Source organism: Marinobacter sp. E2 (genome assembly GCF_055755345.1).
The window spans coordinates 1,597,600-1,624,209 of the sequence record NZ_CM146911.1 but is presented as its reverse complement, the minus strand read 5'-3'; the positions used below and the strand labels follow the sequence as shown (position 1 = coordinate 1,624,209).

Annotated in this window: 22 protein-coding genes and 1 tRNA gene; 11 read left to right on the top strand and 12 right to left on the bottom strand. The window is 59.9% G+C overall.

Annotated elements, in window-relative coordinates; translation table 11 throughout:
* Nucleotide 1: 1 nt before the first annotated feature.
* The 4 genes from htpG to AC0J1C_RS07360 form a co-directional block, all read right to left on the bottom strand.
* Entirely contained in the window at nucleotides 2–1,900 is a 1,899-nt protein-coding gene (gene htpG / locus AC0J1C_RS07375; protein ID WP_473046245.1) for a molecular chaperone HtpG, read from the bottom strand.
* A 265-nt stretch (nucleotides 1,901–2,165) separates the two neighbouring features.
* Nucleotides 2,166–2,600, bottom strand: a complete 435-nt coding sequence (locus AC0J1C_RS07370) for a PaaI family thioesterase (RefSeq protein ID WP_091984632.1) — start codon at nucleotides 2,598–2,600, stop codon at nucleotides 2,166–2,168.
* Complete coding sequence (locus tag AC0J1C_RS07365; protein WP_473046244.1) at nucleotides 2,597–3,067, bottom strand: PaaI family thioesterase; 471 nt, start codon at nucleotides 3,065–3,067, stop codon at nucleotides 2,597–2,599. Before AC0J1C_RS07365 ends, AC0J1C_RS07370 begins: the two co-directional genes overlap by 4 nt.
* A gap of 14 nt (nucleotides 3,068–3,081) precedes the next feature.
* Nucleotides 3,082–3,825 (bottom strand): DUF599 domain-containing protein, encoded by a 744-nt coding sequence (locus AC0J1C_RS07360; RefSeq protein ID WP_091984626.1) that lies wholly within the window; start codon nucleotides 3,823–3,825, stop codon nucleotides 3,082–3,084.
* Nucleotides 3,826–4,025: 200 nt separating this feature from the next.
* On the opposite strand from AC0J1C_RS07360, the gene AC0J1C_RS07355 reads away from it, so the two are divergent.
* The 4 genes from AC0J1C_RS07355 (at nucleotide 4,026) to AC0J1C_RS07340 (ending at nucleotide 8,169) form a co-directional block, all read left to right on the top strand.
* Nucleotides 4,026–5,303 carry a M48 family metalloprotease gene (locus AC0J1C_RS07355; RefSeq protein ID WP_473046243.1) on the top strand — a complete coding sequence of 426 codons (1,278 nt, stop codon included), beginning with the start codon at nucleotides 4,026–4,028 and terminating at the stop codon, nucleotides 5,301–5,303.
* A 179-nt stretch (nucleotides 5,304–5,482) separates the two neighbouring features.
* A complete protein-coding gene (locus AC0J1C_RS07350) occupies nucleotides 5,483–6,028 on the top strand; it encodes a hypothetical protein (protein ID WP_091984620.1) in 546 nt (181 codons plus the stop codon).
* On the top strand, nucleotides 6,028–7,215 hold the full coding sequence (locus AC0J1C_RS07345) for an iron-containing alcohol dehydrogenase (RefSeq protein ID WP_091984618.1): 1,188 nt from the start codon (nucleotides 6,028–6,030) through the stop codon (nucleotides 7,213–7,215). Before AC0J1C_RS07350 ends, AC0J1C_RS07345 begins: the two co-directional genes overlap by 1 nt.
* Before the next feature lie 183 nt (nucleotides 7,216–7,398).
* Nucleotides 7,399–8,169, top strand: coding sequence for a substrate-binding periplasmic protein (locus AC0J1C_RS07340; protein WP_473046242.1), 771 nt, complete (start codon nucleotides 7,399–7,401; stop codon nucleotides 8,167–8,169).
* Nucleotides 8,170–8,205: 36 nt separating this feature from the next.
* On the opposite strand, the gene AC0J1C_RS07335 is transcribed toward AC0J1C_RS07340, so the two are convergent.
* Nucleotides 8,206–10,692, bottom strand: a complete 2,487-nt coding sequence (locus AC0J1C_RS07335; RefSeq protein WP_473046241.1) for an ABC transporter permease — start codon at nucleotides 10,690–10,692, stop codon at nucleotides 8,206–8,208.
* Nucleotides 10,692–11,426: an ABC transporter ATP-binding protein gene (locus AC0J1C_RS07330; protein ID WP_473046515.1), complete on the bottom strand. Its 735-nt coding sequence runs from the start codon at nucleotides 11,424–11,426 to the stop codon at nucleotides 10,692–10,694. The genes AC0J1C_RS07335 and AC0J1C_RS07330 overlap by 1 nt, the downstream gene beginning before the upstream one ends.
* A 72-nt stretch (nucleotides 11,427–11,498) precedes the next feature.
* Here AC0J1C_RS07330 and AC0J1C_RS07325 point away from each other — a divergent pair, with 72 nt between their 5' ends.
* Nucleotides 11,499–12,134: an arylesterase gene (locus AC0J1C_RS07325; protein ID WP_375193775.1), complete on the top strand. Its 636-nt coding sequence runs from the start codon at nucleotides 11,499–11,501 to the stop codon at nucleotides 12,132–12,134.
* On the opposite strand, the gene AC0J1C_RS07320 is transcribed toward AC0J1C_RS07325, so the two are convergent.
* A complete protein-coding gene (locus tag AC0J1C_RS07320; protein WP_473046240.1) occupies nucleotides 12,131–13,042 on the bottom strand; it encodes a YheT family hydrolase in 912 nt (303 codons plus the stop codon). The genes AC0J1C_RS07325 and AC0J1C_RS07320 overlap by 4 nt on opposite strands.
* Before the next feature lie 129 nt (nucleotides 13,043–13,171).
* Between AC0J1C_RS07320 and AC0J1C_RS07315 the strand changes: the two genes are divergently transcribed.
* Nucleotides 13,172–13,247 (top strand) — tRNA-Asn (locus AC0J1C_RS07315).
* Nucleotides 13,248–13,301: 54 nt separating this feature from the next.
* On the opposite strand, the gene AC0J1C_RS07310 is transcribed toward AC0J1C_RS07315, so the two are convergent.
* Complete coding sequence (locus AC0J1C_RS07310) at nucleotides 13,302–14,591, bottom strand: M18 family aminopeptidase (RefSeq protein ID WP_473046238.1); 1,290 nt, start codon at nucleotides 14,589–14,591, stop codon at nucleotides 13,302–13,304.
* A gap of 132 nt (nucleotides 14,592–14,723) precedes the next feature.
* Between AC0J1C_RS07310 and AC0J1C_RS07305 the strand changes: the two genes are divergently transcribed.
* A complete protein-coding gene (locus AC0J1C_RS07305; RefSeq protein ID WP_473046237.1) occupies nucleotides 14,724–15,212 on the top strand; it encodes a hypothetical protein in 489 nt (162 codons plus the stop codon).
* Nucleotides 15,213–15,316: 104 nt separating this feature from the next.
* Nucleotides 15,317–15,937 carry an outer membrane beta-barrel protein gene (locus AC0J1C_RS07300; protein WP_473046236.1) on the top strand — a complete coding sequence of 207 codons (621 nt, stop codon included), beginning with the start codon at nucleotides 15,317–15,319 and terminating at the stop codon, nucleotides 15,935–15,937.
* A gap of 22 nt (nucleotides 15,938–15,959) precedes the next feature.
* Here the strand turns inward: AC0J1C_RS07300 and rlmKL are convergent, their stop codons facing one another.
* Nucleotides 15,960–18,134, bottom strand: a complete 2,175-nt coding sequence (rlmKL, locus tag AC0J1C_RS07295) for a bifunctional 23S rRNA (guanine(2069)-N(7))-methyltransferase RlmK/23S rRNA (guanine(2445)-N(2))-methyltransferase RlmL (RefSeq protein ID WP_473046235.1) — start codon at nucleotides 18,132–18,134, stop codon at nucleotides 15,960–15,962.
* Nucleotides 18,135–18,453: 319 nt separating this feature from the next.
* On the opposite strand from rlmKL, the gene rmf reads away from it, so the two are divergent.
* A complete protein-coding gene (rmf, locus tag AC0J1C_RS07290) occupies nucleotides 18,454–18,666 on the top strand; it encodes a ribosome modulation factor (RefSeq protein ID WP_091984597.1) in 213 nt (70 codons plus the stop codon).
* 172 nt (nucleotides 18,667–18,838) lie between these two features.
* Here rmf and AC0J1C_RS07285 read toward each other — a convergent pair whose 3' ends face one another.
* Nucleotides 18,839–19,858, bottom strand: a complete 1,020-nt coding sequence (locus tag AC0J1C_RS07285; RefSeq protein ID WP_473046234.1) for a quinone-dependent dihydroorotate dehydrogenase — start codon at nucleotides 19,856–19,858, stop codon at nucleotides 18,839–18,841.
* A gap of 410 nt (nucleotides 19,859–20,268) precedes the next feature.
* Between AC0J1C_RS07285 and AC0J1C_RS07280 the strand changes: the two genes are divergently transcribed.
* A complete protein-coding gene (locus AC0J1C_RS07280; RefSeq protein WP_473046233.1) occupies nucleotides 20,269–21,429 on the top strand; it encodes a cation diffusion facilitator family transporter in 1,161 nt (386 codons plus the stop codon).
* Between the two features lie 15 nt (nucleotides 21,430–21,444).
* Here AC0J1C_RS07280 and AC0J1C_RS07275 read toward each other — a convergent pair whose 3' ends face one another.
* On the bottom strand, nucleotides 21,445–22,944 hold the full coding sequence (locus tag AC0J1C_RS07275) for a RimK family protein (RefSeq protein WP_473046232.1): 1,500 nt from the start codon (nucleotides 22,942–22,944) through the stop codon (nucleotides 21,445–21,447).
* Between the two features lie 199 nt (nucleotides 22,945–23,143).
* Here AC0J1C_RS07275 and rimI point away from each other — a divergent pair, with 199 nt between their 5' ends.
* The gene (gene rimI / locus AC0J1C_RS07270; protein ID WP_473046514.1) at nucleotides 23,144–24,256 is read left to right on the top strand and encodes a ribosomal protein S18-alanine N-acetyltransferase; all 1,113 of its coding nucleotides are present in this window, start codon (nucleotides 23,144–23,146) and stop codon (nucleotides 24,254–24,256) included.
* Between the two features lie 176 nt (nucleotides 24,257–24,432).
* Here rimI and uvrB read toward each other — a convergent pair whose 3' ends face one another.
* The gene (uvrB, locus tag AC0J1C_RS07265; protein WP_473046231.1) at nucleotides 24,433–26,493 is read right to left on the bottom strand and encodes an excinuclease ABC subunit UvrB; all 2,061 of its coding nucleotides are present in this window, start codon (nucleotides 26,491–26,493) and stop codon (nucleotides 24,433–24,435) included.
* Nucleotides 26,494–26,610 lie beyond the last annotated feature (117 nt).

The window sequence follows — 26,610 nt, the reverse complement described above, 5'->3', positions numbered from 1 at the left end:
CTTAGTTAGCCAGTTCCAGCAGCAGGCGGTTCAGGCGGGCAACGTAGGCGCCCGGATCATCCAGCTGCTCGCCGCTGGCCAGGGTGGCCTGGTCCAGCAGCACCGCGGAGAGCTCGTTGAAACGCTCCTCGCCTTTTTCGCTTTCCAGCCTCTGCACCAGCGGATGGTCCACATTGATCTCGAAGATTGGCTTGCTGTCCGGCACCTTCTGGCCAGCGGCTTCCATGATCTTCTTCATCTGCGCACCCATGTCGAAGTCACCCACGACCAGGCAAGCCGGTGAATCGGTCAGGCGGTTGGTTACACGTACTTCCTGCACACGGTTATCCAGCGCTTTCTTGATGCGCTCCAGCAGGTCCTTGTGCTCCGCGGCGGCCTCTTCCTTGTGCTTCTTGTCTTCCTCGGTTTCCACCTCACCCAGGTCCAGATCACCCCGGGCAACGTCCTGGAACTGCTTGCCGTCGTACTCGTTGAGGTAGCCCATCATCCACTCATCGATCCGGTCAGAGAGGATGAGCACTTCAATGCCCTTCTTGCGGAACACCTCCAGGTGCGGGCTGCTCTTGGCGGCGCTGAAGTTGTCACCGGTGATGTAGTAGATCTTCTTCTGACCTTCCTTCATCCGGCCAATGTAGTCGTCCAGTGATACGTTCTGGGTACGCTCGCCGGTGTGGGTGGAGGCGAACCGCAGCAGGCCGGCGATTTTCTCGCGGTTGCTGAAATCTTCCGCCGGGCCTTCTTTCAGCACGGTGCCGAACTCGCCCCAGAACTTCTGGTATTGCTCCGCATCCTTCTTGGCCAGCTTGGACAGCATGTCCAGAACCCGCTTGGTCAATGCGGTACGAATGCTTTCCACAGTGCTGTCGTTCTGCAGAATCTCGCGGGACACGTTCAGGGACAGATCGTTGGAATCGATCACGCCCTTGGCGAACCGCAGATACAGCGGCAGGAACTGCTCGGCGTCGTCCATGATGAACACCCGCTGCACGTAGAGCTTCAGTCCACGGGGCGCTTCCCGGTTGTACAGGTCAAATGGCGCACGGGCCGGGATGTACAGCAGGCTGGTATAGTCCAGCTTGCCTTCCACCTTGTTGTGGGACCAGGTCAGCGGGTCCTCAAAATCGTGGGCGATGTGCTTGTAGAATTCCTTGTACTCTTCATCCTTGATCTCGGTGCGCGGCAAGGTCCAGAGCGCAGTCGCGTCGTTGACGGTCTCGAACTCGTCTTGCTTTTCCTCGTTCTCGCCTTCGGCCTCCTTGCGCATCTCCACCGGGAAGGAAATGTGGTCCGAGTACTTCTTCACCAGGCTGCGCAGTTTCCAGCCGTTGGCGAATTCCTTGGCCTCTTTCTTGAGGTGCAGGACAATCTGGGTGCCGCGGCTTTCACGATTGGTCTGCTCAATGGTGAACTCACCATCGCCCTTGGATTCCCAGTGCACGCCCTCTTCCGCCGGTGTGCCGGCGCGACGGGTGAACACCTCCACCCGGTCGGCAACGATAAAGGCCGAATAGAAGCCCACACCAAACTGGCCAATCAGCTTGCTGTCTTTTTTCTCATCGCCAGACAGCTGCTTGAGGAATTCGGCAGTGCCGGACTTGGCGATGGTGCCCAGGTTCTGGATCACGTCATCCCGGCTCATGCCGATACCGTTATCGGTCAGAGTGACGGTGTTGGCCTTCTCGTCGAAGTCCAGACGGATCTTCAGGTCCGGGTCGCCTTCGTAGAGACTGTCGTCCTTCAAGGCTGCGAACCGCAGTTTGTCCTCGGCGTCCGAGGCGTTCGAGATCAGCTCACGAAGGAAGATTTCCTTGTTCGAATACAGGGAATGGATCATCAGGTGAAGCAGCTGCTTCACTTCTGTCTGAAAACCCAGGGTTTCTTTTTGCGCTTCAACCGTCATGGCTTGAGTGTCTCCTGCTTGTGTTGCTGTCTGTGAGGCAGACATATTCGTTTGTTCACATTCGCCCCGGGGTCTGAGCGAGCGTGTGGGAGTGGCTTTCCGAAACCGTGCGGAGCCATGGATGGCGGAGCCGAGCGTACACGGACGTATTCACAGCGTGTTTCGGAAAGCCACTCCCACACGCTTGCCTGCACCGAGGCAATCAATTATGGGAGAAGAATGGGGGCATGCCGGGGCATTTCAAGCCCCGGTAATTGCAGCAAAATCAGTCTTCCAGCAGGAAGTGGGCGCGGGCCGTGGCGATGGGCTGGGAGCGGGATTTCTGCCAGGCGGTGACCATCACGTTGGCCACGCGATTGCCCTGGCGGGTCAGCCGGCATTCGGCAAAGGTTTCCCGGTTCAGGCCAGCCCGCAGGTAATCCAGGGAAAAGTCGACAATCCGGGGCATGCGCAGGGAGTCCTGGGACATCATCAGATAGATGTTCGCGGACATTTCCATGAACCCACCAATCACACCACCATGAATGGCCGGCAGGATCGGGTTACCCAGGTTGGACTCCTTGCACGGCAGGCGAAAGATCAGGTCGTCGCCGAAACGCTCGCATTGCAGGCCAATCCAGGACGCGTAGGGAATGCTCTCCAGCATGCGGCCGAAATCGCCGGTTTCCTGTGTGTAGCGGAGGATTTCAGGATCGGTCATTGCTCACCTCCCGTGATCAGGTCCCGGTAGTGCTTCGGCGTTGCTTCTTTGCCGATGCGCATGAAGGTGGCCACGCAGTTGGCGATGGTTTCGCCACCCTCCTGATACGCCTCACAACGGGTAAAGATGATGTTACTGGTGACCCGATAGGTCTCGGCCCGGGCGTAAACCGGCTTGTGGGGATGGGCCGGGCGCATGTAGTCCACGCGCAGGTCCAGAGTCGGGCAAAGCTCGAAGTCGTCCAATGAGCAGAGGATGACCGAGCCGGAGGCCGTGTCCATCAGCGTGGTGATGGCGCCACCGTGGATGACGCCGGTTTCCGGGTTGCCGATGATGCCGTCGCTGTACGGCAGGCAGAGGGTAAGTGCGCCTTCGCTGGCCTCGGTTACCGAGAGGCCCAGCGCTCTGGCCTGGTTCAGGGTTTCAATAAATCGTGAGACCCGTTGTTTGCGGAGTTCGTCGTTCATTCAATTGCAACCTGTCAGTCGGCTTTCTGGTTCTGCGCGGCAGAGGGCTTACCCGGCAGTGGTTCTTCAAACACCTTGCCACTGCGAAGGGCATCCAGGGCCGCCGAGCAGAATTCACGGCGATAGAGAACGATCACAACCAGGGTGGAGGCGGCCATGAACACAATCGGGTGAATGAACCAGCCCACCACCGCCAGGGCATAGTAGTAGGACCGCAGCCCCAGGTTAAAGGCATCACCGGCCTGATTGCACACGTTGCCGGCGCTGCGGGCAAACGCTTCTCGGGCAGCGGGGCTGGTTTTGGTGTCATCAGGCGGTGGCGCGCTGCCAATCATCACGGACACAAAATTGTACATACGCATGGACCAGGTGAATTTGAAGAAGGCGTAGATAAAGACCACCAGCAGGATAACCATGCGCAGCTCCCAGATTTCCCGGCTGGGCAGCGTGCCAAACGGCATGGTGCTGAACACTTCCATGACTTCCTGGGTGTAGCCCAGTGCCGTGATGATACCGGCGAGGATCAGCAGGCAGCTTGATGCAAAGAAGGCACCGTTGCGTTCCAGGTTGCCAACCACCGACGCATCGGCAATGCGGTTATCGCGCCGCAGCATTACTCGCATCCAGTCTTCACGGTACAGGTCCAGGGTATTGGACAGACAGGGGCGATCCGCCGCCCGGCGCTTGGAGTACTCGGTGTAGCCGAGCCAGCAGACCAGAAACCAGGAAAGGGCAATCAGCTCGAGAAGATTGGTCATGGCTTGTCCAGATGCAAGAGTGGTCAGGGCGTTCTAAACAGCGTGGGAACAATCACTTATGATACGCCATGCCCTTGCCTGCCACCACCGCCTGTGGACAACCGGTCATCCAAAGCCGTCCGCTTGTGTGCTATAACCTGCGTCAGGAGCAGTGGCGCCTGCGAGCGCACCACCATCGCAATACAACAAGGGAGTTCATCGTGAATCTGTCCGCTGTCAGATCGAGCCTTTTGATCTTTGTCCTGGCCACGGTACTGGCCGGTTGTTCGGTAAACCCGGTTACCGGTGAAAAGCAGCTGTCATTGATCGGCGAAAGCCAGGAACTGGCCATGGGTGCCGAGCAGTATGTGCCCACCCAGCAAACTCAGGGCGGCCAGTTCTACGTTGACCCCGAACTGGGCCTGTACGTCAGCGAAGTTGGTCGCAAGATGGCGGCGGTGAGCGATCGCCCAGACCTGCCCTACGAATTCGTGGTTCTAAATAGCAGCGTTCCCAACGCCTGGGCGCTCCCAGGCGGCAAAATTGCCATCAACAGGGGCCTGCTGACCGAACTTGAAAACGAAGCCCAGCTTGCCTCGGTGCTGGGGCACGAGATTGTCCACGCCGCGGCGCGGCACAGTGTGCAGCGCATGCAGCAGGGCATGCTGATCAGCGCCGGCGTGGCTGGGCTCGGCTTTGCGCTCTCCGATAACGAGTGGGCCGGGCTGATCATGGGCGGTGCCGCCCTCGGCGCCCAACTGGCTCTGGCCCAGTACAGCCAGGGCGACGAACTGGAATCCGACCATTACGGCATCCTGTACATGAAAGAAGCCGGTTACGACCCCGCCGCCGCGGTGGAACTTCAGGAGATCTTTCTGAGATTGTCGGAAGGTCGCAACCCGGGCTTTATAGAAGGGATGTTTGCAACCCACCCGCCGTCAGCCAAACGGGTACAGGAAAACCGGGAACTGGCGCAGAAGATTGGCACCGGCGGCTACCGGGGCGAGGACGTATACAAGCGCAAACTTGCTGAGCTGCGTTCGCTGCAGCCCGCCTACGAAGCCCACGACAAGGCGCTGGAACTCGCCTCCAAGGGCGACATGACCGCCGCCCTCGGGAAGGTCAATGAAGCCATTCGCATCCTGCCCCGGGAGGCCATGTTCTACGCGCTGCGTGGCCGCATCTACGAGGAGCAGAAGCAGCCCGAGAAAGCTGCGGAGGATTTCGAAAAAGCGGTCAGCCTCTACCCGGAGATGTTCAAGTATCGGCTTTACAACGGCCTCAATGCGCTGCGGCTGAACAATCTGGACAAGGCCCGGGAGAACCTGGTTCGAGCCAACGAGGTGGTGCCAACGTCCATCGCATTCCTTCGCCTGGGTGACGTTGCCGTGAAACAGAACAACCGGAAAGAGGCTGTTGCCTATTACAGCAAGGCTGCCGAAGCCGGTGGCGACGTGGCCGAAGAGGCCAAGCGCAAGCTGGCCGCCCTTACCCAGTAAATCCCCTGCCCCTCATAAACCCCGTTTACAGAGGTCGGAAGCCGCAAGGTTTCCGGCCTTTCTGTTTCGGTATCCGGGCATTTGCCCCCGTGACGGCACATTCCCGTCATCGACTGCATTGACTTTTAGAGCAATAGCTCTAAAAATCAGGTGACATCAACAACGATTGGACGACGCACATGCTAGCGAAACGTATCCAGCCCATGGTGTTCCAGGCCAGGCGCCTGTACGTGGAACTGATGTTCCAGGTCATGGGGCGGGCCCTGCAGGCCGTAAGCGAGGTGGATGAGAAAGTTCAACACGAAGCCAAAGCCCTCCCCGACGGCTTCCTGTTCGAAATGATGGTAATGCCCGACGGCTCCAGGCTGATTGTGGAGCACACCGGTCAGGGCCGGTTCCGCTACCACGGCGACTCCGCGCCGCGCCCGGTGGATCTGTCGATCCAGTTCAAACACATTGCCCACGCCTTCCTCGTGCTGTCATTCCAGGAAAAGACCTCGGTGGCGTTTGCCAATGATCGCATGCTGGTGGACGGCGACATCAGCTACGCCGTGCGCATGACCCGGGTGCTGAACCGTCTGGAGTCGTTCATTCTTCCCAAACTGATCGCCAAGCGGGCGGTCAAGGAATACCCGGCAGACCTGCATCTGCCGGAAAAGCTGATCAGTGCTGCCCGCATTTATCTGAAAGTTGCCACCAATTTTGTTGAGACAGCGAGAGCGTGATGACCAACCAATACTACGAATTCTTCTGCCCGGTGAAAGTGATCGCCGGCAAAGCGGCCCTGGAACACATTCCCTATGAGCTCGCCGGGCTCGCTGCAAAACGCCCGATGATCGTAACGGACAAGGGTGTTCGTGCCGCCGGCCTGCTGGAACCGGTCATTGCCGCCTGTGAGGAAAGCGGCCTGGAAATCGCCACCATCTACGACGATGTGCCGCCGGATTCCTCAACCACCGTGGTCCGTGACATTGCCGGGATTTATCGCCAGGAAAAATGCGACTCCATTATCGCTGTTGGCGGTGGCTCGGCCATTGATACCGGCAAGGCGGTCAATATCCTGGTTTCCGAAGGCGGCGACAACATCGCCAAATACAGTGGTGCTGGTGTGCTGAAGCACCCCCTGAAGCCGTTTTTCGTGGTACCCACCACGGCGGGCACCGGCTCCGAGGTTACCTCCGTGGCCGTGATTACCGACGAAGCCAAAGGCGTCAAGCTGCCCTTCACTTCCTCGTTCCTGCTGCCCAATGCCGCGATCATCGATCCGCGCATGACACTCACTCTGCCGCCGCACATTACCGCGGCCACCGCCATGGACGCCCTCACCCACGCCACTGAGGCGTTCACGTGCATGGCCAAGAACCCGCTCAGCGACGCCTATGCTACCGCGGCCATCAAGAAGATCAGTCAGTCGCTGCTGCACGTGATGGATAACCCGAAAGACAGCGATGGCCGACTGGAACTGGCCCAGGCATCCACCATGGCCGGCATTGCCTTCTCCAACTCCATGGTCGGCCTGGTGCATGCGCTGGGGCACGCCACCGGAGCCATCTGCCATCTGCCACACGGGCTCTGCATGAGCCTCTACCTGCCCTACGTGCTGGAATACAACCTGGAATCGGTTCGGGCGCCCCTGGGTGAACTTCTTCTTTATCTGGAAGGCCCGGAAGTCTACGCGGCCACCCCCGCCAGCCGGCGCGCGGAAGCGAGCATCTCGGCCATCCGCAAGCTCCGCGACGCGCTTTACAAGCGCTGCCAGTTGCCACGTACGCTGAAGGAAGCCGGTAAAGTAACCGAGTCGCAACTCGACCATATCGCGGAGATGGCGCTGGACGACGGTTCCATCATGTTCAATCCAAAAGAAGTAACTCTGGAGGACGCCCGCTCTGTCCTTCGGCGGGCCTGGGCGTAACAGATACCAGGGCGTCCCGGGGGAGGTGAAGTCTCTGGCCTCTCACCCGGGACCGCCCCGTTAAGATAGAACTGAAATCATTGAAATTGGCCCGGAAAGCGGGGACAATTACATTTTCTGGCAGGGATGTTAGCCGGGTTCGTTTTCCAACTACAGTTCTGATCCGTAGAGAGCCCCTTCAGCATGAAGAACCGAACATCCCGTCTTGCGCTCCTGTTCGTCAGCGCCTTCCTCTTCCTGGCCTCGCCCTTCGTGAGCGCAGTCGGAAACACCGATCAATCCCGCGTGTTTCACTTCAATATCTCTCCCAACGGCTACCCTCCGTATCTGATCGTGGATGGAAGCGAGCCCTCGGGCATCATGTGGGATGTGGTGACCACCATCTGCAAACGTCTTGGCTACGGGATAAAGCCGGAGCAGATTCCCCGCAAGCGGGTTGATCAGATGCTGCTGGAAGGCTATATCGACGGAACGCCCCGGGCCCGGGAATGGGTCGAGAATCCGGAGCGTTTCCTGTTCACGGACCCGGTGGTGGACATCGAAGAAGTTTTCTTTGTGCCCGGCCCAACGCCGTTTTCCTACTCAAGCCCGGAAGACCTGCTTTCGAAAACCATTGTGACTCACTTGGGCTACCGATACCCGCCGCTGGAGCCATACTTCGAGGACGGCAGAATTCGCCGTTTTGACGTATCCAGAGACCGGGACATGTTCACCTTTGTGCTGCATGGGCAACGGTTTGACGCCGCTGTGGCCGACAAACTCGTGGGCAGGTGGATCCTGCGCAACGAGGGTCTCCAGAAGCAGTTCAGCATTACCAGCGGAAGCATCAGCAATTATGGTTTCCGGTTGATGCTGAGAAAGGATTGGCAGGCCTTTGCCAACGATTTCAATGCCGAGCTTGCCCGCATGAAAGCAAACGGGGAACTGGACGCCATTCTGGCAAACTACCGCTAACCTCCCCGCAGGTTGCCGGGCGCAGGCGCCCTGGAATCATTCCAGGCGCCTGAGCAGGAGCATCGGCGACACACTCAGTACCGGCCTGAGCTGCCAGCGTCCGAAAATGGCCAGAACCAGAGCACTGACCAGAGGAATCGGCAACACCACATGCCAATGCCACTGGAACGTACCTTCGAACATCCGGAACTGGAGCGCCCACACCGCGGCCTCGGCGGCCGTTACCCCCAGTAGTCCGGCAAAGCCCCCCAGCAAGGCAAACTCCAGCATGGTGCTTCGCACCAGCAGGTTCTGGCGGCCGCCCAGGGTTCTCAGCAATGCGCCTTCCCGCTGGCGGTCCCTCAGGGTAGCGCTTACGACCGCCGCCATAACCACAAGCGCGGCAGCCAGAATCAGTGCCAGGATGGCTTCGATGGCCTGGGTCACCTGCCTTACGATTTCCTGGATCCGCTCGATGATGTGATCAATCTCCAGGACCGACACCGTGGGGAACTGCCGGGAAAATTCGTTAAGAGCATCCTTGCGCTCCCGGGGCAGGTAGAAACTGGTAATCCAGGTCGCCGGCATGTCTGTCAGGCCACCCCCGGGAGGGAATGCCATGTAGAAGTTGGGCTTCATGCTGTCCCACTGCACGGTGCGAATGCTGGTCACCTCCTCGGTCACCTTCTCCGAGCCGATGGTGAAGGTCAGCTCGTCGCCCAGTATAAGTCCCAGCCGGTCGGCCAGTTCGGCTTCCACCGACACGCCACGGGCCTGGCCGGGCTCAAACCATTGCCCCTCGACAATCCGGTTATCCTCGGGCAACTCCGACATCCAGGTCAGGTTCAATTCGCGGTTGAGAGCACCAACGTTTTCGTCCTTGCTGACGGCTTCCTTGACCGGTTGACCATTCAGCTCCGTCAGCCGGCCGCGAACCATCGGGTACAGCTTGTCCAGGGGCTGGCCCCGCTCCTGCCAGAAGGTGTCCACCTGCTCTACAGTGTCCGGCGCGATGTTGATCAGGAAATGATTGGGGGCGTCGCTGGGCAATTGCGCCTGCCAGTCCGCCAGCAGGGAGGTGCGCACCAGGATCAGGGTGGCCGCCAGCATCAGGGTCATGGCGAATACGGCGATTTGCGACAGGCTAGCCCTGCGGTGCCGATAAAGGCCCACCAGGGCCAGCCGCCAGGCGTTGCCACCGCCTCGAACCTTGCGCAGCGTGGCTACCAGCAACCAACCCACCAGGCCCAGGGCGCCCAGCAACAGCGCCAGACCGCCCAGCAGGGAAACAACCAGAGCCAACTCTCCGGCGTACATCCACACCAGACCAAAAACGGCCACGATTGCGATGACCAGATCGGGCAAGGCCTCCCGGCCGGTTTCCCCGGGCTGGCTTCGCAATACCCGCATCGCCGGCACATTCCGCAGCCGACGCACTGGCGGGTAAGCAAAGGCGAAGAGCGACACGAGGGCAGTCAGCAGTGCAGGAATCAGGGCGGCCGGGTCAAGCTGAAAGTCGACTGCCCGATCCAGCATCTCGCCCAGCATCCGTGTGAGCAGCCAGTACAGTGGCAGCGCTATCGCCAGACCGCCAGCCACGCCGGCGAGGCCCCACAACGCCAACCGCCGCAGATACAGACCGCCAATGGCGGAGCTGTTCAGGCCCAGGGTCTTGAGGAGCGCCACCGTATCACGCTGGGAGAGCGCGTACTGGCGGCTGGCCACTGCCACTGCCACCGCAGCCAGCAGCACCGCCAGGCTGCCTCCAAGCAGCAGGAAGCGCTCCGCCCGCTCCAGGGAACGGGAAAAGGTTTCGCCGTCGCGCACGCCTTCCCATTCATGGCTCGGTTCCAGACGCGGCTGCAGCCATTGATAGTAGGATTCAAGGGCCGATTCCCCGCCGGCAAACAGGTAGACATACTCTACCCGGCTACCTTCCTGAATGACGCCAGTAGCCGCCACATCATCGACGTGCATCATCACCCGGGGCGCCAGGGCGGAGAGCCGGAAGCCGCCATCGGGCTCCCGGAGCAGTAAACCCGAGACGGTAAGACTCAGATTGCCCACGTCAAGAGACTGCCCGATCTGCAGATCCAACAGCCTCAGCAGCCGTGGGTTGATCCAGACCTCGCCGGGACCCGGCCCCTGCTGAACCAGCTCCCGGGGCGCAGCCGGGTCGCGCTGGATCTCAATCTCACCTTTCAGTGGGTAGGTGTCACTGACAGCCTTGACCGACACCAGCTGAAAATTGTCGGCACCAAAGACCATGGTGGAGAATTCCACCATTCGCCCGGTTTGAAGATTGCGGTCCGCCGCTTCCTGCAGCCAGGCGTCCGGAACCGGCCGGCCATTCTCCGCTTCCAGCTGCCGATCGGCGGCCAGAAAGGTACTGGCCGAGGACACCAGGGTGCGCTGAAGCTGGCTGGCAAACAGGGCTATGGTGGCCACCGTGGCCACCGCAATCATCAGCGCCGCCAGAACGACACGGACATCGCGCTCGCGCCAGTCGCGGCGAACGGACATGAGTTTTTTTGCAGCCGCCATCAGTGCGCGGCCTCCCCGGCAGTCTCGGGCTCACTCAGAATGCCGGCCTCAATCTGCAATTGCCGGTTACAGCGAGCCGCCAGATGTTCGTCATGGGTCACCATGACCAGGGTGGTGCCCTGCTCCCGGTTAAGCGACATCAAAAGGTCAGATACCGCCTGGCCAGTGCGGTTGTCCAGGTTACCGGTCGGCTCATCGGCAAACAGGATCAGCGGATCGGAGGCAAAGGCCCGGGCAATGGCAACCCGCTGCTGCTCACCACCCGAGAGCTGCCTGGGGGTGTGCGACAGTCGCTCGCCAAGCCCCACACGCTCAAGCAGCTCACGCGCCCTTGCCTCCGGCGCTTCGAGCCCCGCCAGCTCCAGCGGCAACATCACGTTTTCCAGCGCCGTGAGTGCCGGTAGCAGCTGGAACGACTGGAACACAAAACCGACCCGATGAGCCCGCAACTTTGCCCGTTCATCCTCACTCAACTGGCTGATCACTGCGCCGTCCAGCTCCACGGTGCCGTCACTGGGCGTGTCCAGGCCAGCCAGCAGCCCCAGCAGGGTGGTTTTGCCCGAACCCGACCGGCCGACGATGGCTACGGATTCTCCGCGATTGATTTCAAGATTGACCCCCTGCAAGATCGTCAGCGTATCGGTTTCAAGGCGCACTCGATGCGTCAGATCCCGGACCCGCAACATGGGGCCCTGGCCGTCCGGGGTGTCGGTCTCCGGGGTAACACTGGTCATCTGGTTCACGGAAGCTCCCGTCCTGGGTCAGTAATTGGCTGCGAAATACTGAAAGAGGTGTATTGGTTGTCTATGCATACGGCATTGGTGTACGTCAGATCAATTGTTTTTCTCGCTGCAACGCTGTTCGCGATGCCCGTCCTGGCCAGCCAGAACACTCTCCTTATCGTGGGCGACAGCCTCAGCGCCGCCTATGGCATACCGTCCGAGGCGGCCTGGGTGCAACTGTTGCGGGACCGTCTCGACAAAAACGGCCTGGGTAACTGGACCGTGGTAAACGCCAGCATCAGCGGCGAAACGACCGACGGCGGTGCCCGCCGTTTGCCCGAGCTGATCGAGGAAAATACCCCGGAGGTGGTGGTCATCGAGCTCGGGGGCAATGACGGCCTGCGGGGCTTCCCGCCCCAGGTAATCCAGTCCAACCTCGCCTCCATGATTGAACAGGTTCAGGATGCCGGTGCCCAGGCGGTACTGGTTGGCATGCAGATTCCCCCCAACTACGGTCAGCGCTATACGGAGATGTTCGCCAACATTTACCCGACGCTCTCAGACCGTTACAACACGGCTCTGGTTCCCTTTTTCCTGGATGGCATTTACAACCAGGAGGGCATGATGCAGGACGACGGCATTCACCCCTCCGAGCAGGCACAAGGCAAATTGCTCGACAATATCTGGCCGGTTCTCAAGCCCATCCTCACTGAGGGCTAGCCGGCAAGCCCCTGAACGAACGCGAGAGCACGGCGCTCAGACCAGTAGAATCCGTCACGCGCGTGCTCGACAAAACCCACGTGTCCACCCCAGCGCGGCGCTTCCAGTCGCACATACTGGCCGAGCTGGCGTCGGGATTCCGGAAAGCAGGCGGGCGAGAGAAACGGGTCGTCTGAGGCGTTCACCATCAACGCGGGGACGCGGATATCCCTGAGCCGGTCGAGGGCGGAACACCGGGCCCAGTAGTCCCGGGCACTCGCAAAGCCGTGCAATGGGGCCGTGTACCGATCGTCAAACTCGTGAAAGCGCTCAATATCGTCGAAGCCTGAAACGTCAATGAGGTCGGGAAACCGCTCTGCCTTCTCCTCCATCTTCGCTTTCAGGTCCCGCAAAAACCGCTGCATGTAGATTTTACGGCTGGGCAGCGCCAGCATGTCGGCACTGCCTGCCAGATCACAGGGCACGGAATACCCCACGGCGCCACAGATGCGGCTGTCCACGCGCTCGCCCTGTTCGGCCAGGTAAAGCAGCGTAAGGTTACCTCCCATGCTGAAACCGGAGAGAAACAGGGCCTGGTAGCGCTCACCCAGGGCGCGATTGACAACCAGCCTCAGGTCGCCCGTTGCGCCGCTGTGGTAGAACCGCGGCTGCCGGTTCATGACGCCCCCGCAGGAACGGAAATTCCACGCGAGCACATCCCAGCCTTCTTTCAACAACGCCCGCGCAAGACCCAGCACGTAGGGCCGCTGACTGTGCCCCTCCAGTCCGTGAGAGACAATGGCCAGACGGTCATTGCCCTGGCGGTACCAGTCCAGATGCAGTTCGTCGTCGTCCGGCGTTGCCAGAACTTCACGCTCCGGCTCGGCCATCGGGACCTTGCGGAACAGCGTAGGCCACACCGATTGCACGTGGCCGTTCCGCAACCAGAGCGGAGGTCGGTACTGGAGGATCCTGCTTTCGTACAATTTTTAGCCTTTCAGATCAGGGGCTTGACCCCGCTAGTTAAAGCGCTTAAGATGCGCGCCACTTGATGCTGTTCCCCGATAGCTCAGTTGGTAGAGCAACGGACTGTTAATCCGTTTGTCGCTGGTTCGAGCCCAGCTCGGGGAGCCACTTATTCCGAAATGCCGCCAGGGTAAAACCTGGCGGCATTTTTCGTTTCCGGCCTCAGAAAACCTGTTCACGCTGCATGAATTCGGTCAGCACCCGGAACAGGGTGTAGCCATCTTCGTTACCGATCAGCTCACGAATGGAGTGCATGCCAAACTGGGGCACGCCGATATCCAGCGTGGTCACGCCGAGGTTACCCGCGGTCAGCGGCCCAATAGTACTACCGCAGCCCATGTCACTGCGCACCACGAAGGTCTGGTGAGGCAGCCCCAGTTCATCGCTGATGTGGCGGTAAACCGCTGCCGAGCGGCTGTTGGTGGCGTACCGCTGGTTGTGGTTAACCTTGATCACCGGCCCCCGGTTCAGGATGGGTCCGTGGTTCTCATCATGCTTGTCCATGTAATTCGGATGGATGCCGTGGGCGTTGTCAGCCGACACCATCATCGAACGGGCAATGGCCTTGCCCTTGCCGGTGCCGGCCCAGCGATCCAGTACCGAGGTCAGGAACGGCCCCTGGGCCCCCTCAGCCGACATGCTGCCCACTTCCTCATGGTCGTTGCACACAAGCAGCGCCGCTTCCTCACCCGAGGTATTCAGCAGCGACTGCAGGCCAATGTAGCAACTGAGCAGATTGTCCAGGCGGGCGGACGCGATGAACTCGTCCCGCAGCCCCACAAACGAGGCTTCCCTCGCATGGTAGAAACTCAGCTCGTAACCCAGTACTTTGCGAACCGCAAGACCGGATTCGGACTTGATCTGCGATGACAGCAGATCCACAAAACGGGTGGTGTCGCTTTCGGGTACCTGCATGACCACCGGTGGCAGATCGGTCTGGGCGTTGACCGTGCGGTTGCTGTTCGCTTCACGATCGAGATGAATGGCAAGGCTTGGAATAAAGGCAATCGGTTTGCGGAAGTCCACCAGTGTGTCCCGCACCTGACCATCTTCGTCGAGCACGGTTACCCGACCGGCCAGGGACAGGTCACGGTCAAACCAGGGGTTGAGGAGGACGCCGCCATACACCTCAACGCCCACCTGGAAAAAGCCCTTGCGGCGAAGCTCGGGATTGGGCTTGACCTTCAGGCAGGGGCTGTCGGTGTGCGCGCCGACCATGCGAACGCCCGATGTGGCGACATCGCGGCTGCCGGTTCGAAAGGCAATGATCGACGAGCCATTGCGAATCACGTAATAGCCCTGCCTCGCGGCAAGTGACCAGTCTTCGCGCTCGTCAAGCGCCTGGAAACCGGCGGCATCAAGCCGCTTTCTCATGGTATCTACCGCATGCCAGGGGGTTGGCGATGCATTCAGAAACTTCAGCAAATCTTTGTTGAATTCAGCGTGTTCCATGATGTCCCTGATTTGAAGATAATGGCCGCAACAGTATGGCATGAAGCCGCAAAGGCTTATAGCAAGTCAACGGACATCACCTATTGGTCGCTGACTCCACCCACCCCTTACCAACACAACCGGGAGCCGAACGTGCCAGCACCGAGATTTCTCGATATCGAATACTGCCAGACCGAAGACGCGCTGTTTCCCACGGCTATGGCCTGGTCCCTGGAGGACGGTCGGATGAAAACCGTCGTGATAGCGCCTTCCGACGACTGGCTGCCGGACGATGGCGACCTGGGCGATGTCGACCTGTTCTACCTGGAGGAACAGGGCGTGCCCCTGATCGAGCTTGCCCGCGAGTTGCATCAGGATCTGCCCGACCAGACGGTGTACGTGGATGGCCTGGATCCGGACGAGGTTCTGGTGGACCTCATCTTCACCGCCGTGGGTCAGGAAGCGCCTTTTGAGATCGCGCCAATCACTGAACTGATTACCGGCCTCGACAGCGACAGCCTGGAAGATCGCAGGCGCCAGCTTCTGTTCGAGGAAAGCCTGGAGCCCCAGTTGCCAGAGAACGGCGTGTATGCCCTGCTCTTGCTGGCACGGGAAGAAGGCCTGTTCGACGAGGAGTTCTGAACGGCCACACCTGAGACGGGGAAGTGTGACACGGGTCGACGTAACAAACCGTTACACGAGGCAGAATCAGCCCCTATTCGCCCATGTCAGGAAGCCCGATAACAATGAACAAGGCCGTGCGAACTTCCCTGGTCAGCGCTGCAGTTTTTACGTCCGCATCCGCCCTGCTGGCTTTTTCCCCGACGGTTCTGGCGCAGGAAACACCCCGGGCCGACAAACATTACATCGGCCTGCTGGCTACCACTTACAACCACCGGACCATTGGTGAAAACATCAAGGAATCGGCCTGGGGCACCGGCGGTACGCTGATTGTGGGCGGCCACATTACCGACCGGTTCCACGCCGAACTGCGAGCCGGTGGCGGCTTCAAGGACGCCGAGGTACCGGATTCGGACCTGAGCCTGGCGGTTGACTACTACGCCAGCTGGTACATCGGGATGCATTACCCGATCACCGAGTACGCCAACGTCTATGGACAGTTCGGGTTTTCCTACATCCAGGGCGAGGGCGACATCAGCGACCCGGACAACAACCGCAACCGGCCCTTCGAGGAACTGGACGGCGAATTCCCCGACAGCGGCTTCAGCGTCAGCTGGCTGGCGGGGCTGGATTTCGAGGTAATGGACAACACCTTCCTGGTGTTCGAGGGCGGAAAACTGTTCGAGGACACCGGCACCGACGTCAACACCTTCCAGTTTTCCGGCGGCCTCCGCTACGAATTCTGATCCGCCCTGCCCCGGGTAACGGTTACGCCTTGTGGCGAATGTGCCAGCACCGGTGGATGCGGGCGTTGCGCTGGAAATCCTTGTCCAGGGTATCCCGGGTCACTTCCGTCACTTCAAATTCGCTCTCCAGGGCTTCCTCCAGCCGGAAACGCCGGAAGTTGTTGGAGAAGATCAGAAGCCCATCGGAACTGAGCCGGGCCATCGCCTGCCGCACCAGAGCCGGATGGTCTTTCTGGATGTCCAGCACGCCAGCCATCCTTGCCGAATTGGAGAAGGTGGGCGGATCCATGAAGATCAGGTCGAAGCGCTGGTCCATGGTTTTCCGGTCGGCCAGCCAGGCCAGGCAGTCCGCCTGCTCCACTCGATGTTTCGCCGGATCGGCCCCGTTGAGCGCCAAGTTATCCTGCGCCCAGGCCACATAGGTCTTCGACATATCCAGGCTCAGTGACCGGCTGGCACCACCCACTGCCGCGTGCACCGTTGCTGCCCCGGTGTAGCAGAACAGGTTCAGAAACCGCTTGTGGGACGCATGCTGCTGAATCCAGTGGCGCACCGGCCGGTGGTCCAGGAACAACCCAGTGTCCAGATAATCTTTGAGGTTGACCTTCAGCGCACAGCCGTGCTCGTGCACATTGAAAAACTCGCCGCTCGCGGCCTGTTTTTCATACTGGCTGGTGCCGGCCTGACGCTGGCGCTGCTTGCAGACCATCTCCTCGGGATCAATGCCCAGGACCTCCGGTATCACCGCCAGGGCCTCGGCGAGACGCTCACGGGCCGCTCGCTCGTCTACCGACTTGGGCGCCGCGTACTCCTGCACGTGGACCCGCCCCTCGTAGACATCAATGGCCAGGGCGAATTCGGGCATGTCGGCATCGTACAACCGGTAGCAGCCGATGCCCTGCTTCCGGGCCCACTGGCCAATGGTTTTCAGGTTCTTTTTCAGGCGATTGCGCAGCATGGCTGCGCGCTCTTCGTTGGCGATACGTGGCGCAACCTCACCCGGTGCCGCAGGTTGCCTGGGGGTCATCGCGCTGGCTTCGTCAATGTCAAACAGCAACAGTTGGGCCGGCAGTTTGCCGTTGAAGAGCCGGTACTGCTTGAAGCTGCGCAGACCAATAGAGCGACCGAACTCGGGGGCGCCGGTGAACACACCCAGGTGCCAGCCCGGCGTCGCCCGTTTAACGGCATCACCCAGGCTCTGGTAAAGCCCGCCCAGTTCTTTGCGCTCACTCAGGCGTTCACCATAGGGTGGATTGGTCAGCACCAGGCCCTGATCGGACCAGTCGCCGTCCAGATTCAGGTCTGCCACCGCGCGAGTCTCCACGTGCACAATACCCTCAAGGCCCGCACGCTGGATGTTCTTCCAGGCCGTCGCAACCACCCTGCTGTCCTGGTCAAACCCGGCAAACCGCGGGATCCTGCGCTGCTTGGCCTCATGGGCCCGACGCTCGGCCTCCTGACGCAGCGACAACCAGAGCTCTGGCTTGTGGCCCGGCCACTGCTCGAAGCCGAACCGCTCCTGCTTTCGCCCGGGAGCGAGGTCCAGGGCCATCATGGCCGCTTCAATCACCAGGGTGCCGGAACCGCACATGGGGTCGACAAAATCGCCACCATTGGCCGCAATATCGGGCCAGCCAGCCCGCATCAGCAATGCGGCGGCCAGGTTCTCCTTCAGGGGCGCAACGCCCTTATCGGTGCGGTAGCCCCGCATATGCAGGCTGTGCCCGCTCAGATCAATGCCCAAAGCCAGGCGACCACGGTTCAGCCGCGCGGAGACAACAATGTCCGGGTCCTTCGCCGCAACTGAGGGCCGGGGCCCGCCACCTGCCCGAAAGCGGTCCACAATGCCATCCTTGACGCGCTGGGCACCAAACTGGGTGTTGCGGATGGCCTCGTTCTGGCCCAGGAAGTTCACCCGGAAACTACCGTGAACGGGGATGTGCTGTTGCCAGTCCAAATGCACAACGCCGTCATAGAGCTGATCGCCACTGGTGGCTTCCACCTCATCAATGTGAAGGATCACACGATTGGCCAGGCGCGACCACAGACAGGCCCGATAACCGGCCTCCAGCGGACCCTCGACCCACACACCCGCCGGCGCGTTGCGCACCGTGGCAAGGCCGAAGGTGGCAAGTTCGTCCGCGAGAAGATACTCCACTCCCTTGGGGCAGGTTACGAAAAAGACAGGTTTGGACAAGTTCAACTCCAGGTTGATTGGACGGCTCGAAGTAAGTTTCCGGAATAGCTGCTTTTACGCAAATCCGTGCCGTTTGTTATTTCATGCAACTATAAAAAAAGGGTCACATAGATGAAATAAATAGTGTACATGGGCGCAAAGTTCGACTTACCTTGTAACTGACGCGTCGTTCCGGAAGGGCAAACTCCCTCCGTTAACAGGATCCTGACTGCTCTGGCTTGAGCTGACAATAGTGGGTTATCCGGGATCGGATACCACAGGTCGCAGCCACTGCAGATGTGTACACGCTTGTTCTGTTAATCCATCAGTGAGGAACGGCATGAAAAGACAGAAAAGAGACATGTACGCTCGTGCATTCAAGCGGGGTTATCTCGCTGGCGTGTCCGGAAAATCCAAAGACAGCTGCCCGATTGAACAGGCGGAAATCCGCCAGGAATGGCTCAACGGGTGGCGAGAAGGCCGCACAGATCAATGGGAGGGCATGACCGGCGTATCCGGCATTCACAGACTGGCCAACGTTACGACGGCGTGACGCCACAACCAACCCCGAATCTTAATCTGATCTTTTTCTACACAATTTGACGCAGTATCAAGAGCAACCCAAACGGGGCCTCCCGCCCCGTACCATGCGATGAAGCGCCACGGGGTTCATTCCCCGCTCGGGCCCGCTAAGCGGGCCCACCTTCGTTCTGGCGCCCGGGAAATCACTTCAGCCGACGAATGGCTTCAACAGATTCCCTGATCAGTTCCGGTCCCCGGTAGATAAACCCCGTGTAGACCTGCACCAGCTTCGCTCCCGCGCGAATCTTTTCGGCCGCACTCTCACCGTCGGTAATGCCACCCACGCCGATAATAGGCAACGAATCGCCCAGCTCGGCGTAAAGCCCCCGAATGACCCGCAACGAGGCCTCCCTGACCGGCGCCCCGCTGAGCCCACCGGTTTCCTCCGCATGCCGGTGCCCTGCCACCGCGTCGCGACTGACCGTAGTATTGGTGGCAATTACACCGTCAATACCGGTATCGCGGAGTGCGTTGGCCACAAACCGGATGCCCTCATCGTCCATGTCCGGCGCAATCTTCACCGCCACTGGTACGTACCGACCGTGCTGCTTTTCGCAGGCAAGCTGCTCATCCTTGATGGCCCCAAGCAGTCCCTTCAGCGAGTCGCCGAACTGGAGATCCCGCAGGCCCGGAGTATTGGGGGATGACACATTGACCGTGATGTAATCGGCACGGCTGTAGACCGCCGAAATACCCTTCCGGTAGTCGGACTCCGACTGATCGTTCGGGGTGTCCTTGTTCTTGCCCACGTTGATACCGAGCACGCCCCGGTACTTGCGCTTATCAACACGGGCGAGCAGGTGCTCAAGGCCCTCATTGTTAAAGCCCATCCGGTTGATGATGGCCTGATGCTCCGGTAGCCGGAACATGCGGGGTTTCGGATTACCCGGCTGGGCCAGCGGCGTGACCGTTCCCACTTCAATAAAGCCAAACCCGAGTGCGCCGAGGGCATCCAGGTGATCCGCGTTCTTGTCCAGGCCAGCGGCCAATCCGACCGGGTTGGGAAAATCGAGCCCCATAACATTGACCGGCAATGCATCTATTTTTGGCGAAAAAACGCTCAGAAATCCGAGTCGGTGGGCCACATCAAGGCCGTTGAGGGCAATCGTGTGGGCTTGCTCCGGTGGCAGTTGGAACAGCAGGTTACGCAGAACGCCGTACATCTGAAAAAAACTCCGTTGATCCAGGTGGGCGGAGTATACCGGAAGTTTTCCACAGCATCCCGGAATCCACCAAAATCGTCTCTAAATGGTTGTCCTGTCAGTACCCCGAGAGCTTTTCCACGGAATCTGTGGATAACCCTGTTGAAAATCGAGGGGCAACGGTTTCTATCCCTTGATAACTGCGCCTATCTACAGATTGATCATTTTTTGACCAGTTATTTTATTGTTTATTTTCAGTAGGTTATAAATTTTTATAGCGGGTATCGACAATTCCTAAACAAAATGTTACCCAGTCACCGTTCTGCAATGATGTGTATAAATCACACAATACACCGCCTTTTGGGCCACCCCGTCACAAGTCTCTGGAATAAGGCTATACTGGCGTCTCCTCGTTGTGTCCGGAGTGGTCCATGGAAGAGTCGATTTCACCCGCCCAGCAGCATCGGGAAAACCTTGCCTCGGAAATGAAAGCCGCGTCCAGGGTCACCATTATCGGAATGATTCTCGATGCCGTGCTCGGGGTAATTAAAGTCATTTCAGGTGCTCTTTTTAACTCCCAGGCGCTGATAGTAGACGGAATCCACTCGTTCAGCGACGTGGCCTCGGACCTGGTGGTGCTCGGGGTCATGAAGGTCTCCCGCCAGGAACCGGACCAGGACCATCCCTATGGCCATCAACGCATCGAGACCTTCGGCACGCTGGTTCTCGGCAGCATACTGATTGCGGTTGGCGCCGCCCTCGCCTGGGACAACACCCTGAGGCTACTACAAGGAGGCATTGATACAGTGCCCGGTTGGCCGGTTCTGGTGGCCGCTGCCGTTTCCGTTGGCAGCAAGGAGTGGATCTACCGCTACACCCGCCATGTCGGCCAGAAAATTCGCTCAGACCTGATCATTGCCAATGCCTGGCACAGCCGTACCGACGCTTTCTCCTCGGTGGTCGTGCTGGTTTCGACGGCCGGCGCCATGCTTGGCATGGTGTGGCTGGATGTGTTGGCCGCGGCGGTGATCGCAGCAATCATCATTCACATCGGCTGGAAGTTTACCTGGGACAGCGTAAAGGAGCTGGTGGATACCGGCCTGTCCCGGGAAGATACGGAGATGCTGAAGACCATTGCCAGGGACACCGACGGGGTCCGTGATGTCCATGAACTGCGCAGCCGACGCATGGGCCACGACATTCTCCTCGACATACATCTGGTGGTGCGCCCCGAAATCAGCGTGTCGGAAGGGCACCAGATCGGTATGCGCGTAGTGGCAGGCATGCGCGACGCCCTGGACAACATTCGCAGCATCAATTTTCACATTGATGCCGAGAACGACGAGGACCAGCCGGTTACCTCCGAACGATTGCCCTCCAGGGAGGACATCCGGTCAATCCTGGCGGCCCAGCTGGGAGCGCTCCCCCACCACAGCCGGCTTCGCCTGCATTACCTGAAAAACCGCGTCCACCTCGAGCTCTTCCTGGAAGAACCCGAAGCGGACACCCCGTTCAACGCTGCCAATATCAAGGCTCGCCTTGGCGACTATCCCTGGTTTGGCAGCGTTCGGGTCTGGGTAGCCGGCCCCTGAGTATAAGACCGGCACCTAGCGGCGCCGGTTTTCTTCCATCCGGGAGAGGAATTCCTGCATGATCAGGGTGTAGAGTTCGCCGCCGAGGAAGCGGTCTTCGACACCGGCGTCGATGCTGGGGTTGTCATTCACCTCGATGACGGCCACCCGGTTGCCCGACTGCTTGATGTCTACACCATAGAGGCCGTTGCCAATCAGCTTGGTTGCATTCAGCGCAGCCTGAATCACGTTTCTGGGCACTTCGTAGGTGGGCATGGTCTCAAAGCCGCCGCTCTCGCTCTTCGACTCGCCGTGCTGGTAGATCTGCCAGTGCCCCTTCACCATCATGTATTTGCACGCATAGATGGCTCTGCCACCAAGAACGCCGATGCGCCAGTCGTAGTCGGTGTAAAGGTATTCTTGGGCCAGCACCAGGGCTGACTGCTTGAACAGATCCCGTAGCCCGGCCCGCAGGGATTTTTCATCCTCGGCCTTAGTCACACCCCGGGAAAAAGCACCATCGGGTATCTTGATTACAACCGGGAAGCCCAGCTCGCTGACCACCTGCTCCACCGCGTCTTTCTGATCCTTGGACAGGATCAGGGTTTTCGGGGTGGGCACCTTGTTGTTCTTCAGCAGGTCCGCCAGGAACACCTTGTTGGTGCATTTAAGGATCGAGACCGGGTCGTCGATCACCACCATACCCTCGGCGTCCGCCTTGCGGGCAAAGCGGTAGGTATGATGGTCAATGGCGGTGGTTTCACGGATGAACAGGCCATCGTACTCCGGCAGGCGCATGTAATCCCGGCGGGTAATCTGCTCCACGTTGATCCCCAGCTTGCGACCGGCCTTCTCGAAACGCTTGAGCGCCACCTTGTCGCTCGGGGGCATCTCCTCTTCCGGATTTACCAGCACCGCCAGGTCGTATCGGTAGCGGCGGCGGGTGCGCGGCTTGCGCCATACCATGCTGCTGAAACGGTCGAGTGCGGCCGCGAAGGCATCCTGTTCTTTCTCACCCAGGTCGGCTGGCGCCGCCGGTTTCATGGACTCGATCTGCCACTGTTTCCGCCGCTTGAAGACAACCTCGAGAATGGGGCACGGGAAGCGCTCGAACAGGGCCCTGGCCACCGGTTTGAGATCCGGGTGTTCGGCCTGCCCAAAATAGGTCCGTACCTTGACCTCGTGGGTGGCGTCCCGATCGTCGCTGGCCGGATCAATCGCTGAACCGGCGGCATCCAGCCAGTTGATCACGCTGGCGTCCAGCTCTTCCAGCTCCAGGGAAAACAGCCCTTTCCGGCTCAGATCGTTCAGAGTCATCACCGAGGGCACCACGTGATGGCCCCGGGCCTCCGCCAGCAACGAGCAATAATAGCCCCGGCTGAGGTAGCGGGCGCTCTGACACAGGTTGATTACCCGAACCCGGCTGGTGGGCGGCGCAGAGAACTGAAGGTACTGATCAAAGGTCAGCACATCTTCACTGGGGTAATACGGTGCCCAGTCTTTGGCTCGGTCTACTACAATGAGCAATCGGGACATGCAGGATGTTCCTCCCTGGAGGTTATTCTGTGATTATTTGCCGCAACAATACGCTGCCGGGCAGCCTCTCACAATCGGCGAATAATGCGTGCTTTTACGCATACTTGCGCTATTTGAGTATTGCTGTCTCTCACCCATAATAGCCCAGTAAGGGAAGCCTACCAGCATGCCCGCACGTTTCTTCTCAAGGCCCCGCCTGATGCCCGAACTTCACATTCGCCAAGCCACCGGCAAAGATCTCGATGCTATCGTCAAGCTGGAGAACCGGTGTTTTACCGAGGACCGGCTGTCCCGACGGAGCTTCCGCCGTTTCCTGGAGATGCCCAGGGACCGTCTGATCGTGGCCGAATCGGATAGCGAACTGGTGGGATATTGCCTGGTACTCATGAGCGCTGCCACACGTCTTGCGCGGATTTACTCGATTGCCGTTTCGCCGTCTGCCCGGGGCCAGGGCGTTGGCGAGACCCTGGTACGCGAAGCTGAAAAGGAAGCTGTGGACGCAGACCGGATTATCATGCGGCTTGAGGTCCGGGAGGACAACGCAGGTGCCATCAACCTCTACAAGCGGCTCGGTTACCGGCAGTTTGGCACCTATCGGGATTACTACGAGGATCACGGCAACGCGCTGCGGTTCGAGCGCCGCATTCTGTTCTATGAGCCATCGCGGGATTACCCGGCGGTGCCTTATTACCCTCAGACCACGGAATTTTCCTGTGGCCCGGCGGCATTGATCATGGCCATGGCATCCCTCGATGAACAGCAGCCTCTGACCACGCTGGAGGAGCTGAAGATCTGGCGCGAGGCCACCACCATTTTCATGCTGTCTGGCCACGGCGGCTGCGGCCCCCATGGGCTGGCCCTCGCGGCCTGGAATCGGGGGTTTGAGGCCAGCGCCTGGATCAGCATGGAAGGTGCCCTGTTCAAGGATACGGTTCGCAATGACGACAAGAAGCGGGTGCTGGAGCTGGTGCACGAGGGCTTTCTGCACGATATCGGCCAGACGGGCATCAAGCTGCACCATGACCCGCTAACACTGGAGGCCATGGAGCAGGCCCTGCACGAGGGGCAGATTCCGGTGATCCTGATCAGTACCTGGCAGTTGAACCGCAGTCGGGTGCCCCACTGGGTGACGGTGTGTGCCATGGACGATCAGTTTGTGTATCTGCACGATCCGGAAATTGATGTTGAAGCCGGGGAGACGGTGGTCGACAAGCAGTATTTGCCGGTGGACAAGCGGGTGTTCAGTCAGATTTCGAAGTATGGGCGGAATCAGCCTTTGCAGGCTGCAGTGATTGTGGGGCCCAAGCGCTAGCCTGGTCCTCGGTTCTTAAACTTCGGGGGCTGCATGGGCCGGCGTATTCTTTGCCAGAAAACGCCCGTGAATACGTCCATGTAGGGCTCGGTCGCGCCATCCCTGGCGCTCCACGTTTCTGGCAAAGAATACGCCGGCCCACGCGATGAAACCTCTCAGTGGTCGTCCAACAGAAACTAACCGGTTCGCAGCGCCGCTTCCTTGAGCTCTGCAATCTCATCTCGCAGTCGCGCTGCCGTCTCGAAATCCAGATCCGAGGCGGCCTTGTACATATCGTCTTCGAGCTTTGTGATTTCCTTGAGTACTTCTTCCGGCGATTTGTTGCCGGCCTTGGCACGATATTGCTCGGCCTCTTCAGCGGCCTTCTGGCCAGGACGCTCGGCCTTGCGCTTGCCGCGCCCGCCGCCACCGCTGGCGCCTTCCATGATGTCGGCGATTTTCTTGTTCAGGCCCTGGGGCGTGATGCCGTGCTCTTCGTTGTGGGCCTGCTGCTTGGCGCGACGGCGTTCGGTTTCGTCGATGGCTCGCTGCATGGAGCCGGTGATCTGGTCGCCATAGAGGATAGCCTTGCCGTGGACGTTCCGGGCGGCCCGGCCGATGGTCTGGATGAGGGAGCGGTCGGAGCGCAGGAAGCCTTCTTTGTCGGCGTCCAGAATGGCCACCAGGGAAACTTCGGGCATGTCCAGGCCTTCCCGGAGCAGGTTGATGCCCACCAGCACGTCGAATTCACCGCGGCGCAAGTCGCGGATGATTTCCACCCGTTCCACGGTGTCGATGTCGGAGTGCAGGTAGCGCACCTTGATGTCGTGTTCCATCAGGAAGTCAGTCAGGTCTTCGGCCATCCGTTTGGTCAGCGTGGTTACCAGCACCCGCTCCTGCACCTTCATGCGGGCATGAATTTCAGAGAGCAGGTCGTCCACCTGGGTGGAGGCGGGGCGTACTTCGATTTCCGGATCCAGCAGGCCGGTGGGCCGAACCACCTGCTCCACCACCTGGCCGGCGTGCTCGCCTTCATACTTACCCGGGGTGGCGGAGACGAAGATCATCTGTGGCGCGATGCGCTCCCATTCCTCGAATCGCATGGGCCGGTTGTCCAGCGCCGACGGCAGCCGGAAGCCGTACTCCACCAGGGTTTCCTTGCGGGAGCGGTCGCCCTTGTACATGGCACCTATCTGGGGAATGGTCACGTGGGATTCATCCACCACCAGCAACGCGTTGGGCGGCAGGTAATCGAACAACGTGGGCGGCGCTTCGCCGGGGCGCCGGCCCGAGAGGTAGCGGGAGTAGTTCTCGATGCCGTTGCAGTAGCCCAGTTCCAGCATCATCTCGATGTCGTAGCGGGTGCGTTCTTCCAGGCGCTGCGCTTCCACCAGGCGGTTGTTGTCGCGCAGTTGCTGCAGGCGCTCGTCCAGTTCCACCTTGATGTGCTCCACGGCATCGAGCACGGTCTGGCGCGGAGTCACGTAGTGGGATTTGGGATAGATCGTCACCCGGGGCACGCGGCGCAGCACCTCGCCGGTGAGCGGGTCGAAGTAGCTGAGGTTTTCCACTTCGTCATCGAACAGCTCAATGCGGATGGCCTCTTTTTCCGATTCCGCCGGGAATACGTCAATGACATCGCCGCGCACCCGGTAATTGGCCCGGTGGAATTCGATGTCGTTGCGGGTGTACTGCAGCTCGGCCAGTCGGCGCAGGATAAAGCGCTGGTCGATCTGGTCGCCACGGTCGAGGTGCAGCATCATCTTCAGGTAGGACTGGGGGTCGCCCAGACCATAAATAGACGAGACGGTTGCCACGATGATGGCGTCCGGCCGTTCCAGCAACGCCTTGGTGGCCGATAGCCGCATCTGTTCGATATGTTCGTTGATGGAGGCGTCTTTCTCGATGAAGGTATCGGAAGACGGCACATACGCCTCGGGCTGGTAGTAGTCGTAGTAAGAGACGAAGTACTCCACCGCGTTGTCCGGGAAAAACTCCCGGAACTCGCCGTAAAGCTGTGCGGCCAGGGTCTTGTTGTGGGCCATGATGATGGTGGGCCGCTGGATTTCCTGAACCACGTTGGCAATGGTGAAGGTTTTGCCGGAGCCGGTCACCCCAAGGAGGGTCTGGTGCGCAAGGCCGGAGTGGATACCGTCAACCAGGCCCTCGATCGCCTTGGGCTGGTCACCGGCGGGCTGGTACGGGGAATCAACCCTGAACACGCCTTCTCTGGCTGCAGTGGACTCTTTCTTGGCCATAATGGGCGGATAACCTCCGGATGTCTGGCACGTCCCGGCAAAACGGGCGTATACCTTCTAGAAATTTAGCGATATGCCGGCTTCATGATACCATCACTGCGATCGACGGCTGGGCGA